The organism is Streptomyces sp. NPDC031379 (genome assembly GCF_055569615.1).
This window is the reverse complement of the sequence record NZ_JBVIIT010000002.1, coordinates 435,694-453,813: the sequence shown is the minus strand read 5'-3', so window position 1 is coordinate 453,813 and position 18,120 is coordinate 435,694. Positions and strand designations below refer to the sequence as shown.

At 70.7% G+C, this 18,120-nt stretch carries 11 protein-coding genes and 1 pseudogene; 8 read left to right on the top strand and 4 right to left on the bottom strand.

Translation table 11 applies throughout. From position 1 onward, the window contains the following. Nucleotides 1-172: 172 nt before the first annotated feature. From ACZ5CW_RS04820 to ACZ5CW_RS04810, 3 genes are all read left to right on the top strand, one after another. Nucleotides 173-1,132, top strand: coding sequence for a ComF family protein (locus ACZ5CW_RS04820; RefSeq protein WP_468598373.1), 960 nt, complete (start codon nt 173-175; stop codon nt 1,130-1,132). Nucleotides 1,133-1,444: 312 nt separating this feature from the next. Beyond that, nucleotides 1,445-2,137, top strand: a complete 693-nt coding sequence (gene hpf / locus ACZ5CW_RS04815) for a ribosome hibernation-promoting factor, HPF/YfiA family (RefSeq protein ID WP_468598371.1) — start codon at nt 1,445-1,447, stop codon at nt 2,135-2,137. Between the two features lie 204 nt (nt 2,138-2,341). Continuing rightward, the gene (locus tag ACZ5CW_RS04810) at nt 2,342-3,088 is read left to right on the top strand and encodes a response regulator (protein ID WP_468598369.1); all 747 of its coding nucleotides are present in this window, start codon (nt 2,342-2,344) and stop codon (nt 3,086-3,088) included. 14 nt (nt 3,089-3,102) lie between these two features. Here ACZ5CW_RS04810 and ACZ5CW_RS04805 read toward each other — a convergent pair whose 3' ends face one another. After that, entirely contained in the window at nt 3,103-4,278 is a 1,176-nt protein-coding gene (locus ACZ5CW_RS04805; RefSeq protein WP_468598368.1) for a winged helix-turn-helix domain-containing protein, read from the bottom strand. Further along, nucleotides 4,275-4,907 (bottom strand): GNAT family N-acetyltransferase, encoded by a 633-nt coding sequence (locus ACZ5CW_RS04800; protein WP_468598366.1) that lies wholly within the window; start codon nt 4,905-4,907, stop codon nt 4,275-4,277. Before ACZ5CW_RS04800 ends, ACZ5CW_RS04805 begins: the two co-directional genes overlap by 4 nt. A 254-nt stretch (nt 4,908-5,161) precedes the next feature. On the opposite strand from ACZ5CW_RS04800, the gene secA reads away from it, so the two are divergent. After that, on the top strand, nt 5,162-7,972 hold the full coding sequence (gene secA / locus ACZ5CW_RS04795; protein WP_468598364.1) for a preprotein translocase subunit SecA: 2,811 nt from the start codon (nt 5,162-5,164) through the stop codon (nt 7,970-7,972). A gap of 88 nt (nt 7,973-8,060) precedes the next feature. Here the strand turns inward: secA and ACZ5CW_RS04790 are convergent, their stop codons facing one another. Then, entirely contained in the window at nt 8,061-8,621 is a 561-nt protein-coding gene (locus ACZ5CW_RS04790) for an Rv3235 family protein (protein ID WP_468598363.1), read from the bottom strand. A gap of 331 nt (nt 8,622-8,952) precedes the next feature. Here ACZ5CW_RS04790 and ACZ5CW_RS04785 point away from each other — a divergent pair, with 331 nt between their 5' ends. Beyond that, nucleotides 8,953-9,465, top strand: coding sequence for a DUF6912 family protein (locus tag ACZ5CW_RS04785; protein ID WP_468598361.1), 513 nt, complete (start codon nt 8,953-8,955; stop codon nt 9,463-9,465). A 48-nt stretch (nt 9,466-9,513) separates the two neighbouring features. Then, nucleotides 9,514-10,182 carry an HAD family hydrolase gene (locus ACZ5CW_RS04780; RefSeq protein ID WP_468598359.1) on the top strand — a complete coding sequence of 223 codons (669 nt, stop codon included), beginning with the start codon at nt 9,514-9,516 and terminating at the stop codon, nt 10,180-10,182. Nucleotides 10,183-10,301: 119 nt separating this feature from the next. Here ACZ5CW_RS04780 and ACZ5CW_RS04775 read toward each other — a convergent pair. Continuing rightward, nucleotides 10,302-10,869, bottom strand: a pseudogene (locus ACZ5CW_RS04775) (DJ-1/PfpI family protein). Nucleotides 10,870-11,412: 543 nt separating this feature from the next. Between ACZ5CW_RS04775 and ACZ5CW_RS04770 the strand changes: the two are divergent. Both ACZ5CW_RS04770 and ACZ5CW_RS04765 read left to right on the top strand, forming a co-directional pair. After that, nucleotides 11,413-16,356, top strand: a complete 4,944-nt coding sequence (locus ACZ5CW_RS04770) for an NAD-glutamate dehydrogenase (protein ID WP_468598357.1) — start codon at nt 11,413-11,415, stop codon at nt 16,354-16,356. Between the two features lie 189 nt (nt 16,357-16,545). After that, a complete protein-coding gene (locus ACZ5CW_RS04765; protein WP_468598355.1) occupies nt 16,546-18,075 on the top strand; it encodes a hypothetical protein in 1,530 nt (509 codons plus the stop codon). The last annotated feature ends 45 nt before the right edge of the window (nt 18,076-18,120 follow it).

Genomic DNA, 18,120 nt, shown 5'->3' with positions numbered 1-18,120 from the left:
GGCCGCCGGTCCCCCCGGCTGACCGCCCGTCCCTCGTACGGCTGCCTGCTGTCCCTCGTGTGGCTGACCGCCCCTCGTGTGAGTGACGGCCGGCACGGGTCTCTTCCGGTTGTCCACAGGGCGTTGTCCACAGGGGTGGTCCGCTGCCTCCGGCGTCGGCACAGTGGTGGCCATGCGGGGGTGGTGGCAGGACCTCACCGACCTGGTGCTGCCGGCCGAGTGCGCGGGCTGCGGGGCACCTCGTACGGTGCTCTGCCCGCGGTGCCGGGCCGCGGTGGGCGGGCGCGCGCCACAGCGGGTGCGGCCGGTGCCGGAGCCGGCCGGGCTGCCGGTGGTGCACGCGGCGGCTCCGTACGCGGAGGAGGTGCGGGCGCTGCTCCTCGCCCACAAGGAGCGGGGCGCGCTGATGCTCGCGGGAGCGCTGGGTACGGCTCTGGCGGGGGCGGTACGGGCGGGGCTCGGCTGGAGCGGTGCCGGTGTCGGTGTGGGTGCCGGTGCCGGTGCCGGTGTGGGCGGGGGGCCGGCCGGGCCGAAAGGGCCAGGCGGTGCGGTCGACCAGGAGGGATCGCGGCCCGGGTCCGTGGTGCTCGTGCCCGTGCCCTCCGCCCCGTGGGCCGTGCGGGGGCGTGGACACGATCCGGTGCGGCGGATGGCACTCGCGGCCGCCGGTGAGCTGCGGCGCACCGGGACACCGGCGCGGGTGGCGGCCGTACTGCGGCAGCGGCGGGCCGTGGCCGACCAGACCGGGCTCGACGCGCGGCAACGCCTGGAGAATCTCGCGGGCGCGCTGGAGGTGACAGCGGGCGGCGGCCGGCTGCTCGGCGCGGACCGGATCGTGCTCGTCGACGATCTGATCACGACGGGTGCCAGTCTCGCGGAGGCGGCGCGTGCCCTGCGGGAAGCGGCCGGATGGCGTCACGAGAGGGGGAACGAAGAGGGAAGCGGGATGCGAGTCGTGTACGGCGCCGCAAGCCGGGAAGGTAGGGGGGAACGACGGATCGAAGCACGACCGGAGAGGGCGAAGCGGGTGCAGGGTGGACCGGGAAAGGCGGTGGTGAACGCCATCGGTCCGGTGCTCCGTGCGGCGGTGATCGCCGCCCCCCGGGATTCTTTCGAAATAAACAGGAACTGACTGTCAGCTTGCATCGTTGCAGGTAGCGAGAGGGGTAATTCACCTGAACGGAGGTACGCAGTAGTAGAGGGTGACGACATCCGTCCGGGCGAGATATGTTCGGTTGTGAGGAAAGGCGCAGGCCACACCTCTCATATCCGAATGCCGTGCCGCGGGTTTAGCGCAATCACCCGCGGCGGTGGGGTGGAGATCGCGCCCATGGGGGAGGAGGAGGTGGGAGTCACCGAGTCCGAGGTCCGGCGATCACCGGACCTGGTGCAAAAGGGAGATGCTCCGCCCAGTCAGCGGAGCGATCCGGGAACGGAGTTCTGCGTGGACATCGTCGTCAAAGGCCGCAAGACCGAGGTGCCCGACCGGTTCCGTAAGCACGTGGCCGAGAAGCTGAAGCTGGAGAAGATCCAGAGGCTCGATGCCAAGGTGATCAGCCTCGACGTCGAGGTGTCCAAGGAGCCCAACCCCCGACAGGCCGACCGCTGTGACCGAGTGGAGATCACGCTCCGCTCCCGCGGTCCGGTGATCCGGGCGGAGGCAGCGGCCAGCGATCCGTACGCGGCGCTCGACCTGGCGGCGGAGAAGCTGGACGCCCGGCTGCGCAAGCAGCACGACAAGCGTTTCTCACGCCGTGGCGCACGCCGGATCCCGGCGGCAGAGGTCGCCGACCACGTCCCGGGCGCGGCGACGCTCAACGGCAACGGCCTCCCCGTCCACGAGGAGGAGACGGACGGAGTGCCGACCAAGAAGATCGGCTCGCTGGAGGTCAAGGGTGAAGGACCCCTCGTCGTCCGCGAGAAGACCCACGTCGCCTCCCCGATGAGCCTCGACCAGGCCCTCTACGAGATGGAACTGGTCGGCCACGACTTCTACCTGTTCGTCGACTCCGAGACGAAGGAACCGAGCGTCGTCTACCGGCGGCACGCCTACGACTACGGCGTGATCCACCTCAGCACGGACCCGATGGTCACCGAGGTGCAGCCCCCCGCGGCCGGTGGCACCCTGGGCGGCTGATCCCGCCCGGCCGAAGCCGAGCCGGTGCCCCTGGAGCGCGTGTGCGCCCCCAGGGGCACCGGTGTGCGACCACTTCGCGCCCCGCACGTCACCGCTGTGGCGCCCGGGCATGAAATCATGTCCGCACCGGCCCAACCGGTGGGCCGCTGCCTTGGGTTGGCGATGGCACAGGACCACAGGCCACAGCCTTCAGGGGGAGGAACGATGGCGGACACCTTCGGACCGATGCGGGACGAGGATGCCGACGACGGTGTCATCGGCAGGAACCCGGACGCGGACTCTGCGCGCGAGGAGCCGATCAGGGTCCTGGTCGTGGACGACCACGCCCTCTTCCGGCGCGGCCTGGAGATCGTGCTCGCGGCCGAGGAGGACATCCAGGTCGTCGGTGAGGCGGGCGACGGTGCCGAGGCCGTCGACAAGGCCGCCGACCTGCTGCCCGACATCGTGCTGATGGACGTCCGGATGCCCAAGCGCGGCGGCATCGAGGCCTGCACCTCCATCAAGGAGGTCGCCCCCAGCGCGAAGATCATCATGCTGACGATCAGCGACGAGGAGGCCGACCTCTACGAGGCGATCAAGGCGGGCGCGACCGGATACCTCCTCAAGGAGATCTCCACGGACGAGGTGGCCACCGCCATTCGCGCGGTGGCCGACGGACAGTCGCAGATCAGCCCCTCGATGGCGTCGAAACTCCTCACCGAGTTCAAGTCGATGATCCAGCGCACCGACGAGCGCCGCCTGGTGCCCGCACCGCGGCTGACCGACCGGGAGCTGGAGGTCCTCAAACTCGTCGCCACGGGGATGAACAACCGGGACATCGCCAAGGAGTTGTTCATCTCCGAGAACACGGTCAAGAACCATGTCCGCAACATCCTGGAGAAGCTGCAACTGCACTCCAGGATGGAGGCCGTGGTCTACGCGATGCGGGAGAAGATCCTGGAGATCCGGTAGCGGATCCGGCGGAGCTAGGCGAGGGCCCGGGCGAGTTCCCCGGTCAGAGGCTCGCGCAGGCCGGGCGCCTCCACGCGCTCCACGCGGACGTCCGTGCAGTTCACCCAGGACGCCGCCTCGATCAGGGCCTCGGCGACCGCCGGGACCGCCTTCGGGCCGTCCAGGGTGACCTGTTTGGCCACCAGCGTGCGGCCCTCTCGGGCGGGGTCGACACGCCCGACCAGCCGACCGCCGGCGAGCACCGGCATCGCGAAGTAGCCGTAGACCCGCTTGGGCTTGGGGACGTAGGCCTCCAGCCGGTGGGTGAAGCCGAAGATCCGCTCCGTGCGCGCCCGCTCCCAGATCAGCGAGTCGAACGGCGACAGCAGTGTGGTGCGGTGGCGGCCGCGCGGCGGCGTCGCCAGGGCCGCCGGATCGGCCCACGCGGGCCTGCCCCATCCCTCGACCTCGACCGGCACCAGACCCGAGTCGGCGATCACCGCGTCGACCTGATCGCCCTTGAGGCGGTGGTAGTCGGCGATGTCCGCGCGCGTCCCCACGCCGAGGGACTCGCCGGCCAGCCGGACCAGACGGCGCAGGCACTCGGTGTCGTCCAGCTCGTCGTGCAGCAGCGCCTGCGGGATCGCGCGCTCGGCCAGGTCGTACACCCGCTTCCAGCCGCGCCGCTCGACACACACCACCTCGCCGTACATCAGCGCCCGCTCCACGGCGACCTTGGTGCCCGACCAGTCCCACCAGTCGTTCGTCTTCTTCGCGCCGCCCAGCTCCGTGGCGGTCAGCGGGCCTTCCGCGCGCAGCTGCTTGACGACCTGCTCGTAGACGCCGTCGGGGAGGTCGTGGTTCCAGTGCGGGCGGTTGCGGTAGGCGCGGCGGCGGAAGGCGAAGTGCGGCCACTCCTCCACCGGGAGGATGCACGCCGCGTGCGACCAGTACTCGAAGGCGTGCGCGTCGTTCCAGTACGCGGCCTCGACCGTCTTGCGGCCGACCGCGCCGAGCCGGGCGTACGGCACGAGTTCATGGGAGCGGGCGAGCACCGAGATCGTGTCGAGCTGGACCGCGCCGAGGTGGCGCAGTACTCCGCGGACACCCGCTCGCCGGTCGGGCGCGCCGAGGAAGCCCTGGGCGCGCAGGGCGATGCGACGGGCGTCGTCCGCGGCGAGGACGAGGGTGGGGCGCGGAAGGGTCGTCATGCGTCGGACGATAGAGGGTGCCTCTGACAGTCCGCGGTGACCTGCGGTTTCGCCGGCGCCTGGGCGCGCGCGGGAAGGTACGGGGCCGTGGACGGCAGGCCCAGGTCGGAGGGGAGCAGTGAGCCGACCCAGCAGTCGCGTCGTACTCCCTTGTTGTTGAAGCCGGAGCGCAGGGTGCCCTCGACGGTGAAGCCCGCGCGCTCGGCCACCGCGCGGGAGGGGTGGTTGCCGACCTCGGCGCGCCATTCGACCCGGTCGACGCCGATCGCGGTGAAGATCCACCGGCAGGCGGTGAGGGTGGCCTCGGTGATGTAGCCGTGACCGCGGTGTTCCCTGGCCGCCCAGAAGCCGACCTCGGCCGTGCCCAGCGAGTGCATCGTGAGGCCGAGCATGCCGGTCATCTCCCCGCCGGCCAGAAAGACGCCGAAGGTGAACATCGAGCCCTGCGACCAGCCGTCGGGGACCAACTGCTCGGTGAAGCTTCGGGCGTGCTCGGGCAGATAGGGCGAGGGGACCACGGTCCAGCGCTGGATGTCGGGGTCCTGGGCGGCCTCGTACACCGCCGCGGTGTCGGCCGGGCCGACGGTGCGCAGCACAAGACGGTCGGTGGTGAGCGTGACGGGTTCCATCGGCCGATTCTGCTCGGAATGTCCGCGGAAGCACCACGATTTTCGCGATACGTGAGTGCGTGATCACATTTCGTGCAATTCCTTGTGTCGGTGCGGCACTATCCGCGTGCCCCGTCCGTTGTCCTGGATGAAGCAGCCGTCGGGCCGCCAGGCCTCCCGACGCGGCCGGGTCCTCGCATACGATGGCGGTTGCTCAGTACGTCAGAAGGAAAACCGACCGTCCCAGGCCACGACCGGCAAGGAGACCAGCCCCCGTGTCCGTCCTCTCGAAGATCATGCGTGCAGGCGAAGGCAAGATCCTGCGCAAGCTGCACCGCATCGCGGACCAGGTCAACTCCATCGAAGAGGACTTCGTCGACCTCTCCGACGCCGAGCTGCGTGCCCTCACCGAGGAGTACAAGCAGCGCTACGCCGACGGCGAGACCCTGGACGACCTGCTCCCCGAGGCGTTCGCCACCGTCCGCGAGGCCGCCAAGCGCGCCCTCGGCCAGCGTCACTACGACGTGCAGCTGATGGGCGGCGCCGCACTCCACCTCGGCTATGTCGCCGAGATGAAGACCGGTGAGGGCAAGACGCTCGTCGGCACGCTGCCCGCCTACCTGAACGCGCTGTCCGGCGACGGCGTCCACCTCATCACGGTCAACGACTACCTGGCCGAGCGCGACTCCGAGATGATGGGCCGCGTCCACAAGTTCCTGGGCCTGAGCGTCGGCTGCATCCTCGCCAACATGACGCCGGCTCAGCGCCGTGAGCAGTACCTGTGCGACATCACCTACGGCACGAACAACGAGTTCGGCTTCGACTACCTGCGCGACAACATGGCGTGGTCGAAGGACGAGCTGGTGCAGCGCGGCCACAACTTCGCCATCGTCGACGAGGTCGACTCCATCCTCGTCGACGAGGCCCGTACGCCGCTGATCATCTCCGGCCCGGCCGACCAGGCCACCAAGTGGTACGGCGACTTCGCCAAGCTGGTCACCCGCCTGAAGAAGGGTGAGGCCGGCAACCCGCTCAAGGGCGTCGAGGAGACCGGCGACTACGACGTCGACGAGAAGAAGCGCACGGTCGCCATCCACGAGTCCGGTGTCAGCAAGGTCGAGGACTGGCTGGGCATCGACAACCTGTACGAGTCGGTGAACACCCCGCTCGTGGGCTACCTGAACAACGCCATCAAGGCCAAGGAACTCTTCAAGAACGACAAGGACTACGTCGTCATCGACGGCGAGGTCATGATCGTCGACGAGCACACCGGCCGTATCCTCGCCGGCCGCCGCTACAACGAGGGCATGCACCAGGCGATCGAGGCGAAGGAAGGGGTGGACATCAAGGACGAGAACCAGACGCTCGCCACGATCACCCTGCAGAACTTCTTCCGCCTCTACAAGAAGCTGTCCGGCATGACCGGTACGGCGATGACCGAGGCCGCCGAGTTCCACCAGATCTACAAGCTCGGCGTGGTCCCGATCCCGACGAACAAGCCGATGGTCCGCAAGGACCAGTCGGACCTCATCTACCGCACCGAGGTGGCCAAGTTCGAGGCGGTCGTCGACGACATCGCCGAGAAGCACGAGAAGGGCCAGCCGATCCTCGTCGGCACGACGTCCGTCGAGAAGTCGGAGTACCTGTCCCAGCAGCTCAGCAAGCGCGGCATCCAGCACGAGGTGCTGAACGCCAAGCACCACGAGCGTGAGGCGTCGATCGTCGCCCAGGCCGGCCGCAAGGGCGCCGTGACCGTGGCCACCAACATGGCCGGCCGTGGTACGGACATCAAGCTCGGCGGCAACCCCGAGGACCTCGCCGAGGCGGAGCTGCGCCAGCGCGGCCTCGACCCCGAGGAGCACATCGAGGAGTGGGCGCACGCCCTGCCCGCCGCCCTGGAGAAGGCCGAGCAGGCGGTCAAGGCCGAGAAGGACGAGGTCGAGGACCTCGGCGGTCTGTACGTGCTGGGCACCGAGCGGCACGAGTCGCGCCGTATCGACAACCAGCTGCGCGGTCGTTCCGGCCGTCAGGGTGACCCCGGCGAGTCCCGTTTCTACCTCTCCCTCGGCGACGACCTGATGCGCCTGTTCAAGGCGCAGATGGTCGAGCGCGTGATGTCCATGGCGAACGTGCCGGACGATGTGCCGATCGAGAACAAGATGGTCACGCGCGCGATCGCGTCCGCGCAGTCGCAGGTCGAGCAGCAGAACTTCGAGACCCGTAAGAACGTCCTGAAGTACGACGAGGTGCTCAACCGGCAGCGCGAGGTCATCTACGGCGAGCGCCGGCGTGTCCTGGAGGGCGAGGACCTGCACGAGCAGATCCAGCACTTCATGGACGACACGATCGACGCCTACGTCGAGGCGGAGACCGCCGAGGGCTTCCCCGAGGACTGGGACCTGGAGCGGCTGTGGGGCGCCTTCCGGCAGCTGTACCCGGTGAAGGTCGTCATCGAGGAGCTGGAGGAGGCCGCCGGTGACCGGGCCGGCCTGACCGCCGAGTTCATCTCCGAGTCCATCAAGGAAGACATCCACGAGCAGTACGAGGCCCGTGAGACGCAGCTCGGCTCCGAGATCATGCGTGAGCTGGAGCGCCGGGTCGTGCTGTCGGTCCTGGACCGCAAGTGGCGCGAGCACCTCTACGAGATGGACTACCTCCAGGAGGGCATCGGCCTGCGCGCGATGGCGCAGAAGGACCCGCTGGTCGAGTACCAGCGCGAGGGCTTCGACATGTTCACCGCGATGATGGAGGGCATCAAGGAGGAGTCCGTCGGCTACCTGTTCAACCTGGAGGTCCAGGTCGAGCAGCAGGTCGAGGAGGTCCCGGTCGAGGAGGCCCAGCCGGTGGGCGAGGGCGTCCAGGACACGGTGCCGGCGCAGGCGGGGGCGCGTCCCGAGATCCGCGCGAAGGGTCTGGATGTGCCGCAGCGGCGTGAGCTGCACTTCTCCGCCCCGACGGTGGACGGTGAGGGCGGCGTCGTCGAGCGCGACCTCGAGGACGACGAGCCGGTGCGCTCCGAGTCGGACGGGCTCACGCGGGCGGAGCGGCGGCGGCAGGCCAAGGGCGGGCGGCGCCGTAAGAAGTAGCGGCTGCCCGCGGCGCTTCAGCCGGTGAGAAGGGCCGGGTCTCCTAGGGGAGGCCCGGCCCTTCCGTGTCGCCGTCGGCCGGGCGCTGTCAGCCGCTCGTCGGGCGGGAGGGCCTCGGGGTGCCTGTTTCCACCGCTGTGCAGCGCCAGCGGAGGTCCTCGCCCAGCTCCAGACGGAACGCCATGGCCCGGAGCCGGTCCCCCGCGGCGATGCGGGCGAAGACCTCCAGGGCGCCGTCACTGGGGACGTAGTAGCCGATGTCGTGGACGACCGGGTGGGAACCGCGGGTCCGCAGGGGGCTGCGTTCGGCCAGGCGGGCCAGATCGTCGTAGGCGCGGCCCGCGGTGTGGCGGAGCATCCAGTGGACGGGGCGCCGGCCGCTCAGGACGGCCAGCAGGCGGTCCGCGAAGACGTCGGTGGGGCGAGGCTGCCGTACAGCCGCCGCGGGCGCCGTACGGGCCCTCCCAGGGGGTGTGGGGGCGGTCGTCGGCCAGCCGGGCGTGCGGGGCGGGTCCTGTTCGGGCGTGCGGCGGGCCGTGCTCCTGGCCGCGGTGCGCGGTGGGGCGCCGGCCGGGCGGCGGGTGTCGTGGCGGGTCGGGGGGCGGTGGCGCGGGCGGGGCTGGGCGGTGCGGCTCATGACCTTGTTCATCGAGGTCCCCGTTCGGCGGGCCCGGCTGCTACCGGGCGGTAACTCGCTGTTGGGGATCTTGTACGGGGACGGGTGAGGGGGTGGCAAGAAAGGCGGGGAGCACGAGCGAGGGCGGAGAAGTTCACTCATCAGGGGGGCGGACCGGGGTGGAAACCCCCGGGGCAAGCGGGCGCACCGGGTGAGTTCGCGGCATGGGGTGGACGTCCGGCGGGGTGTGGGCAGGGGCTCGATGGGGGACAGGCGCACGTATCCTGAAGGCCCTCCGGGAGGCGCGCCAGCCGGGCTCCCCGGGGCCCCAGCGAAGCCTTCGACCAGGAAAGAGCGGCGAGCCATGCGCGTCTACGTCCCCCTGACCCTCCCCGGTCTCGCCGAGGCGCACAAGACGGGTGAGCTGGGGAGCGGCCCCTTCGTGGCGTACGCCGTCACGCCCGCGCTGCGCGAGTGGTACCTCTCCGACGACATCGAGGAGCTGGAGTACGCGGCGCTCGGCCGGGCCGCGCTGGCCTCGCTGCGGCTGCTCGCCGCCGACCCGGGTACCGCGCGGCGCCGGGTCGTGGTCGCCGTGGACGTGCCCGACGGCGCCGCCACCGCCGACCCGGACCGCGGGCCCGACCCGGCCGCGCTCGGCGAGGTGACCGTGCGGCAGGCGGTGCCGCTCGCGAAGGCGGCCGCGGTGCACGTCGACGCCGACGACGCGGAGGCTGACGTGGCCGCGGCCGCCGACGCGCTGGAAGCCGCCGACGCGGGGGACGACGACGCGCAGTCCGTCGTCGACGAGGCCGACGACCACGAGCTGCTGTGGTACGCCACGCAGGAGGTCCCCAACCTCGTCGCACAGGCCTGACCTGCACGGCCGACCCGATTGTCGGTGGGTGCGGGTACGGTCTTGGCCATGGGGATGCAGGCAAGCGCGCACATCGTCTGGGACTGGAACGGAACGCTGTTCCACGACAATGACGCGATCATCGGGGCGACGAACGCGGCCTTCGCCGAGCTGGGGCTCGCGCCGATCACGCTGGAGCAGTACCGGTCGCTGTACTGCGTGCCGGTGCCGAAGTTCTACGAGCGGCTGCTGGGCCGGCTGCCGACCGACGCCGAGTGGGAGCTGATGGACGGCGTCTTCCACCGGCACTACACCGAGCAGCGGGTGCGGTGCGGGCTCACCGTGGGCGCGGCCGAGCTGCTCTCCGGGTGGCGGGCGGCGGGGCACAGCCAGTCGTTGCTGAGCATGTACGTGCACGACGAGCTGGTGCCGCTGGTGCGTGGCTTCGGCATCGAGGCGCACTTCATACGTGTCGAGGGGCGTACGGGGCCGTCCGGGGGGAGCAAGGCCGAGCACATGGTGCGGCATCTGCGGGCACTGGCCGGAGTGGCGGAGCCCGCGCGCACGGTGGTGATCGGGGACGCGGCGGACGACGCGGTCGCGGCGGGGCACGTGGGGGCGCGGGCCGTCCTGTACACCGGGGGGTCGCACAGCCGGGCCAGCCTGGAGGAGGCCGGGGTGCCGGTCGTGGACACGCTGGAGGAAGCGGTGGCCGAGGCCCAGCGGATCGCGGCGTAGGGGGAGCGCGCGGCAGGGCCGGCGGGGTAGCTGCAGCCCGGTCGTGCCGCCTCGGCGGCACGACCGCCCGCAGCTACCCGAGTGGGACTTCCCGCACCTGCGCGGGTGCGAGGCGGGTGCTAGTCCGCCGGTGCCTTCGAGCGCAGGACCCTGAGGAACTCCCGCATCCAGGCCGGGTGGTCCGGCCAGGCGCGGGAGGAGACCAGGGTGCCGTCGACGACGGCCTCGGCGTCCTGGAAGCCGGCTCCGGCCGCCTGCATGTCGAGTTCCAGGGCGGGATAGGCCGTGACCCGGCGCCCGCGCAGGCTGTCGATCGCGGCGGTGAGCAGGGGACCGTGGCAGATCTGGGCGACCGGCTTGTCGGAGTCGAAGAACGCCTTGAGGATCTTGCGGAGTTCGGGGTCGTTGCGCAGATACTCCGGCGCCCGGCCGCCGGGGATGACGACGGCCGCGTACTCGCCGGGGTCGACCTCGGAGAAGGCGAGGTCGGCGGGCCAGGTGTAGCCGGGCTTCTCGGTGTAGGTGTCGAAGCCGGGCTCGAAGTCGTGCACGACGAAGCGGAGAGTCTTGCGGGTGGGGGCCGCGATATGGACCTCGTAGCCCTCCTCGCGCAGGCGCTGGTAGGGGTAGAGGACTTCCAGGGAACTCCGCTGCGTCTCCGGTGACGATGAGGATCTTCGCGGACATGTCGGCTCCTCCGGGACGAGCACTGTTATGGGCACCGTGCCTCCCCGCGGCGCGCTTGCCAAGTGGGCCGGTGCCGTTCGGAGGGGACCGGATACGCCAGCCGTGCCCGTCCCGGCGCTGTGCAGAGTGTCAAAGTTCCCCCCTCGGTTTTGTACACATACGGCTCATGACGGGTGCGGGGTGAGGAGCGATAGCCTTGTGGCGTGATCAGCGCGATATCTCGCGGGGGCGACGCTGCCCCTGCCCTGCGCCCGGGTTGCACGGAGCACCTCCGTGACCGGGCGGCGGTCGCTGGTCTTCGCGGGCGGGACGGGGGCATGGACGCCTCCTGGGCGCCGAGGACACCCCCGGACACGGCTGCGTCGAGAGCAGCCTCACACCCGACGGGCGTGTCGAGAATGGCCGAATTCCCCCCGCTCATCTCACCTCGAGGCATAGCGTCTGAAGGGACCGGACACCCCGGGCCGTGGCGTTACGCCGGAGGGGGAGAGACCGTACTTCCTTCTACGTCACGCAACGGCGCGCGACAGGAGCCAGAGGACAATGCAGACCAAGCTGGACGAAGCCAAGGCCGAGCTGCTCGAAAGGGCCGCCCGGGTAGCTGAGAACAGCCCGGTCGGGGGGCACCTACCGACCGGGACGACGCGCGAGGGCACCCCCGGCACCCCGGACAGCGAATCCGTGCTCGCGTTCCTCCAGCGCTACTACCTGCACACCGCCCCGGAAGACCTCGCCGACCGCGACCCGGTCGACGTCTTCGGCGCCGCGGTCTCGCACCAGCGTCTCGGCGAGACCCGCCCCCAGGGCACCGCCAACGTCCGGGTGCACACCCCGACCGTGGAGGAGAACGGGTGGACCTGCAGCCACACGGTCGTGGAGGTCGTCACCGACGACATGCCCTTCCTCGTGGACTCGGTCACCAATGAGCTGACGCGGCAGGGCCGCGGCATCCATGTCGTCATCCACCCGCAGTTTGTCGTCCGGCGCGACCTCACCGGCAAGGTGATCGAGGTCCTGTCGACCCCGCCCCACGGTGACCTCCCGCACGACGCGCACGTCGAGTCCTGGATCCACGTCGAGATCGACCGGGAGACCGACCGCGCCGACCTGAAGCAGATCACCGCCGACCTGCTGCGCGTCCTGTCCGACGTCCGCGAGGCCGTCGAGGACTGGGAGAAGATGCGGGACACGGCGACCCGGATCGCCGAAGACCTGGAGAGCGAGCCCGCCCCCCGCGACCTGCCCGGACCGGAGGTCGAGGAGGCCCGCGAGCTGCTGCGCTGGCTCTCCGCCGACCACTTCACCTTCCTCGGCTACCGCGAGTACCAGCTGCGCGACGACGACACGCTGGCCGCCGTGCCCGGCACCGGTCTCGGCATACTGCGTTCGGACCCGCACCACGCCGAGGACGACCAGCACCCCGTCAGCCCCTCCTTCGAGCGGCTCCCGGCCGACGCCCGGGCCAAGGCCCGCGAGCACAAGCTGCTCGTGCTGACCAAGGCCAACAGCCGGGCCACGGTGCACCGGCCGTCCTACCTGGACTACATCGGCGTCAAGAAGTTCGACGAGCAGGGCAACGTCGTCGGCGAGCGGCGCTTCCTCGGACTGTTCTCCTCCGCCGCCTACACCGAGTCCGTCCGCCGCGTCCCGGTCATCCGCCGCAAGGTCGACGAGGTCCTCAGGCGCGCCGGTTTCTCCCCCAACAGCCACGACGGCCGTGACCTGCTCCAGATCCTGGAGACCTACCCGCGCGACGAGCTGTTCCAGACGCCCGTCGCCGAACTGCAGTCCATCGCCACGAGCGTGCTCTACCTGCAGGAGCGCCGTCGGCTGCGGCTGTACCTGCGCCAGGACGAGTACGGCCGTTACTACTCGGCCCTCGTCTACCTCCCGCGCGACCGCTACACCACCGGTGTCCGCCTCCGGATCATCGACATCCTGAAGGAGGAACTCGGCGGTATCAGCGTCGACTTCACCGCCTGGAACACCGAGTCGATCCTCTCCCGGCTGCACTTCGTCGTGCGTGTCCCGCCGGGCACCGAGCTTCCCCAGCTGTCGGACGCCGACAAGGAGCGCATCGAGGCCCGCCTGGTGGAGGCGGCCCGCTCCTGGGCGGACGCGTTCGCGGAGGCGCTGACCGCCGAGTGCGGCGAGGAGCGCGCGGCCGAGGTGCTGCGCCGCTACAACAACGCCTTCCCCGAGGGCTACAAGGCCGACCACTCCCCGCGCGCCGCGGTCTCCGACCTCGTCCACCTGGAGCAGCTCAGCGAGGACAAGACCTTCTCGCTCAGCCTGTACGAGCCGGTGGGCGCCGCCCCCGACGAGCGCCGTTTCAAGATCTACCAGAAGGGCGGCACCGTCTCACTCTCCAAGGTGCTGCCGGTGCTCAGCCGCCTGGGCGTGGAGGTCACCGACGAGCGGCCGTACGAGCTGCGCTGCGTGGACCGCTCCACCGCCTGGATCTACGACTTCGGTCTGCGCATGCCGAAGTCGCCGGGCGGCGGCACCGGCGACTACCTGGGGGACGACGCCCGTGAGCGGTTCCAGGAGGCGTTCGCCGCGACCTGGACCGGCCAGGCGGAGAACGACGGGTTCAACGCCCTGGTGCTGAGCGCCGGGCTGACCTGGCGGCAGGCCATGGTGCTGCGCGCCTACGCCAAGTACCTGCGGCAGGCCGGCTCGACCTTCTCGCAGGACTACATGGAGGACACCCTCCGCAACAACGTCCACACCACCCGGCTCCTCGTCTCCCTGTTCGAGGCGCGGATGTCCCCGGAACGGCAGAAGGCCGGGCTGGAGATCACCGACGCCCTGCTGGAGGAGCTGGACGCGGCCCTGGACCAGGTGGCGAGCCTGGACGAGGACCGCATCCTGCGGTCCTTCCTGACCGTCATCAAGGCGACCCTGCGCACCAACTTCTTCCAGGAGGCGCTCGGCGGCCGGCCGCACGACTACGTCTCCATGAAGTTCGACCCGCAGGCCATCCCGGACCTGCCCGCGCCGCGCCCGGCGTTCGAGATCTGGGTGTACTCGCCGCGCGTCGAGGGCGTGCACCTGCGCTTCGGCAAGGTCGCGCGAGGAGGCCTGCGCTGGTCCGACCGGCGTGAGGACTTCCGCACCGAGATCCTGGGCCTGGTCAAGGCGCAGATGGTGAAGAACACCGTCATCGTGCCGGTCGGCGCGAAGGGCGGCTTCGTCGCCAAGCAGCTGCCGGACCCGAGCGTGGACCGCGACGCCTGGCTGGCCGAGGGCATCGCCAGCTACAAGACGTTCATCTCGGCGCTGCTCGACATCACCGACAACATGGTCGCCGGCGAGGTCGTGCCGCCGCAGGACGTCGTCCGGCACGACGGCGACGACACCTACCTGGTGGTCGCGGCCGACAAGGGCACCGCCACGTTCTCCGACATCGCCAACGAGGTCGCGAACACGTACAACTTCTGGCTCGGCGACGCCTTCGCCTCCGGTGGCTCGGCCGGTTACGACCACAAGGGGATGGGCATCACCGCGCGCGGCGCCTGGGAGTCCGTGAAGCGGCACTTCCGTGAGCTGGGCGTGGACACGCAGAGCGAGGAATTCACGGTCGTCGGCATCGGTGACATGTCCGGTGACGTGTTCGGCAACGGCATGCTGCTCTCCGAGCACATCCGCCTGGTCGCCGCCTTCGACCACCGGCACATCTTCATCGACCCGCACCCGGACGCGGCCACCTCCTACGCCGAGCGCCGCCGCCTGTTCGAGCTGCCCCGCTCCAGCTGGGCCGAGTACAACACCGAGCTGCTGTCGGCGGGCGGCGGGATCTTCCCGCGCAGCGCCAAGTCGATCACGCTGAACGCGCACATCCGTGAGGCCCTGGGCATCGAGGAGAAGATCTCCAAGATGACCCCGGCCGACCTGATGAAGACGATCCTCGAGGCGCCGGTGGACCTGCTGTGGAACGGCGGCATCGGCACCTACGTGAAGTCGTCCATGGAGTCGAACGCGGACGTCGGCGACAAGGCCAACGACGCCATCCGCGTCGACGGCCGTGACCTGCGCGTCAAGGTCGTCGGCGAGGGCGGCAACCTGGGCCTGACCCAGCTCGGCCGCATCGAGTTCGCGACGCACGGCGGCAAGATCAACACGGACGCGATCGACAACAGCGCCGGCGTGGACACCTCCGACCACGAGGTGAACATCAAGATCCTGCTGAACGGTCTGGTCACCGAGGGCGACATGACCGTCAAGCAGCGCAACAAGCTGCTCGCCGAGATGACCGACGAGGTCGGCGCGCTGGTCCTGCGCAACAACTACGCGCAGAACACCGCCCTCGCCAATGCCCTGTTCCAGGCCAAGGACATGCTGCACGCCCAGCAGCGGTTCATCCGCCACCTGGTGCGCGAGGGCCACCTGGACCGGTCGCTGGAGTTCCTGCCGACCGACCGCCAGATCCGCGAGCGCCTCGCCCAGGGCCATGGCCTGACCGGTCCGGAGACGGCCGTCGTGCTGGCGTACACGAAGATCACAGTCGCCGAGGAGCTGCTGCACACCTCGCTGCCGGACGACCCGTACCTGCGCACCCTGCTGCACGCCTACTTCCCGACGGCGCTGCGCGAGCGGTTCGCGGACGCCATCGACAACCACCCGCTGCGCCGCGAGATCACCACGACCGTGCTGGTCAACGACACGGTCAACACGGGCGGTACGACGTATCTGCACCGCCTGCGCGAGGAGACCGGGGCCTCGCTGGAGGAGATCGTCCGCGCCCAGACCGCGGCCCGCGCGATCTTCTGCTCGGCGCCGGTGTGGGACGCGGTGGAGTCCCTGGACAACAAGGTCGACGCCGCCGTCCAGACCCGCATCCGGCTGCACTCGCGCCGCCTGATCGAGCGCGGCACCCGCTGGCTGCTCAACAACCGGCCGCAGCCGCTCCAGCTCGCCGAGACGGTGGAGTTCTTCGCCGAGCGGGTCGAGCAGGTCTGGCAGCAGCTGCCGAAGCTGCTGAAGGGCGCGGACCTGGAGTGGTACCAGCACGTGTACGACGAGCTGGCCGAGGCCGGTGTCCCGGACGAGCTGGCCACCCGCGTGGCCGGGTTCTCCTCCGCGTTCCCGGCGCTGGACATCGTCTCGGTGGCCGACCGCATGGGCAGGGAGCCGCTGGACGTCGCCGAGATCTACTACGACCTCGCCGACCGGCTCCACATCACCCAGCTGATGGACCGCATCATCGAGCTGCCCCGCGCCGACCGCTGGCAGTCCATGGCCCGCGCCTCCATCCGCGAGGACCTGTACGCGGCGCACGCGGCGCTCACCGCGGACGTCTTCGCGGCCGGCAACGGCACGTCGACGCCCGAGCAGCGGTTCACGGCGTGGGAGCTGAAGAACACGGCGATCCTGGGCCGGGCGCGCACCACCCTGGACGAGATCCGCGGTTCGGAGACCTTCGACCTCGCCAACCTGTCGGTGGCGATGCGCACGATGCGGACGCTGCTGCGCTCGCACTCGTAGTCGTACGGCACTGAGGGCGCCCCGGGCACACTTGTGGCCCGGGGCGCCTTCTTTCCTGCCGTCCCCGGGCCTCCTTGCCGTCCCTTGAGGAAAAGCGTGTGGCGGATTTACCTTTTCCTGCTATTCGGTGCGGTTCCGATAGGGTCTGCGGTGTGACAGTGATCCACCGCAACCGGGTGTTCCGGCAGGATGCACGCGCCGTCCTCTGAGCTGGAGCCGGTGAGCCGCGCGGCGCCGGCGCGCGGCACCGCGCGGGCCGGCCGGTGGCTGCCGGGGGCCGCCGCCGCGCTCGTCCTGGTGCTGCTGCTCCTGGTGATCGTCCGGCTGCCGTGGGCGGGTGACCTCGGCATACACGCGGCCACCGTGCAGCGGCTGCGGCACAGCCTGCCGCACCCCGGCAACCCGCTGGTCGACGCCGACACGCCGAGCCCGTACTACTCGCCGTGGATGCTGGTGCTGGGCTGCCTGGCCAAGCTGACCGGGCTGTCGGTGTTCGTGGTGCTGCGCCTGGGCGCACTCGTCGGGCTCGGACTGCTGGTCACGGGGGTGTGGCGGTACGTCCGCACCCTGAGCGCGCACCGCGCGGCCCCCGCCCTGGCCCTGCTGAGCCTGCTCTTCCTCTGGGGCCCGCTGCTGTTCAACTGGAGCGGCTTCCTGGGCCTGAACTCCCTCGCGCTGACGGTGTCGTACCCGAGCGTGTTCGCGCTCGGGCTCACCTTCCACTTCTGGGCCTGGCTGACGGGCGCGGTGCGCGCGGGCGCGGGGCGCGGGGCGGCCGCGTGGGGGGCGTGGCCGGGGCTCGGCGCGCTGTGGGCGCTGATCCTGCTGTGCCACCAGTTCACGGGGGTCGTGGCGTCCCTGGGCGCGCTGGCCATGGTGGTCGCGGCGCGACCGGGCCGGGCGGTGCTGCCGCGGCTCGCCGTCGCGGTGGCCCTGGGCCTGGTGGTGCTGTGGTTGTGGCCGTACTACGACTTCTTCGCGCTGTTCTCCGCGGGAGCCGATCTCGAGGCCATCCACCGGTCGCTGTACCGGCACCTGGCCGAGCGGTTCGGGCTGGTGCTGCTCGGGGTCGTGGCCTTGGTGCTGCGCGGGCGGCGGGACCGCAGGGACCCCCTGGTCCTCTTCTTCCTGCTCGGCGCGCTGGTCTTCACCGTGGGCGGGCTGACCGGCCACTATGCGTGGGGCCGGGCCCTGCCCGCCGCGCTGATCCCGGCCCAGCTGGCGGCCGCGCTGGAGGTCGTGTCGGCCGGGCGGCGGGCGGTGCGGGCGGGGTGGGCGTGTGTGCTGGGCGCCGCGCTGGCGGTGGGGGCGTGGACCCAGGCCGGGACGCTCGGGTACGTGGCCGGGCGGGACGGTCTGCCCGGGGTGGTCGCGGCGAAGTACCGGACGCCCTGGGCGGGTTACCAGTGGATCATGCGGGCGGGGGTGGAGTACGGGGACGTGGTGATGGCGCGTACGTTTCCCGCCCGGCAGATCCCGGCGTACGGGCCGTACACCGTGGCGCCCGGGTATCCGGACGTGTTCCTGCGGGACGCGGCACGGCGGGAGGCGACGGTGACGCGGTACTTCGGCGCGGGGACGTCCTCGGCGCAGCGGCGGGGCATCGCGCGGGAGTACGGGGTGCGGTGGGTCGTGGGGCCGAGGGACTTGGCCGGACCCGGGCTGCGGAAGGTGACCGTCGGCCCGGGTGACCAGGTGTTGTACCGGGTGGTGCCCTGAGCTGTGGCTGAGCGGGGGCGGGGTCGCTCACCGGCGCCGGCCGGG

Excerpts from the sequence above, each read along its gene's own strand:
- ACZ5CW_RS04820 (WP_468598373.1), top strand. The coding sequence starts at position 173 with ATGCGGGGGTGGTGGCAGGACCTCACCGACCTGGTGCTGCCGGCCGAG.
- ACZ5CW_RS04810 (WP_468598369.1), top strand. The coding sequence starts at position 2,342 with ATGGCGGACACCTTCGGACCGATGCGGGACGAGGATGCCGACGACGGT.
- ACZ5CW_RS04805 (WP_468598368.1), bottom strand. The coding sequence starts at position 4,278 with ATGACGACCCTTCCGCGCCCCACCCTCGTCCTCGCCGCGGACGACGCC.
- ACZ5CW_RS04800 (WP_468598366.1), bottom strand. The coding sequence starts at position 4,907 with ATGGAACCCGTCACGCTCACCACCGACCGTCTTGTGCTGCGCACCGTC.
- ACZ5CW_RS04790 (WP_468598363.1), bottom strand. The coding sequence starts at position 8,621 with ATGAACAAGGTCATGAGCCGCACCGCCCAGCCCCGCCCGCGCCACCGC.
- ACZ5CW_RS04785 (WP_468598361.1), top strand. The coding sequence starts at position 8,953 with ATGCGCGTCTACGTCCCCCTGACCCTCCCCGGTCTCGCCGAGGCGCAC.
- ACZ5CW_RS04780 (WP_468598359.1), top strand. The coding sequence starts at position 9,514 with ATGGGGATGCAGGCAAGCGCGCACATCGTCTGGGACTGGAACGGAACG.
- ACZ5CW_RS04770 (WP_468598357.1), top strand. The coding sequence starts at position 11,413 with ATGCAGACCAAGCTGGACGAAGCCAAGGCCGAGCTGCTCGAAAGGGCC.
- ACZ5CW_RS04765 (WP_468598355.1), top strand. The coding sequence starts at position 16,546 with ATGCACGCGCCGTCCTCTGAGCTGGAGCCGGTGAGCCGCGCGGCGCCG.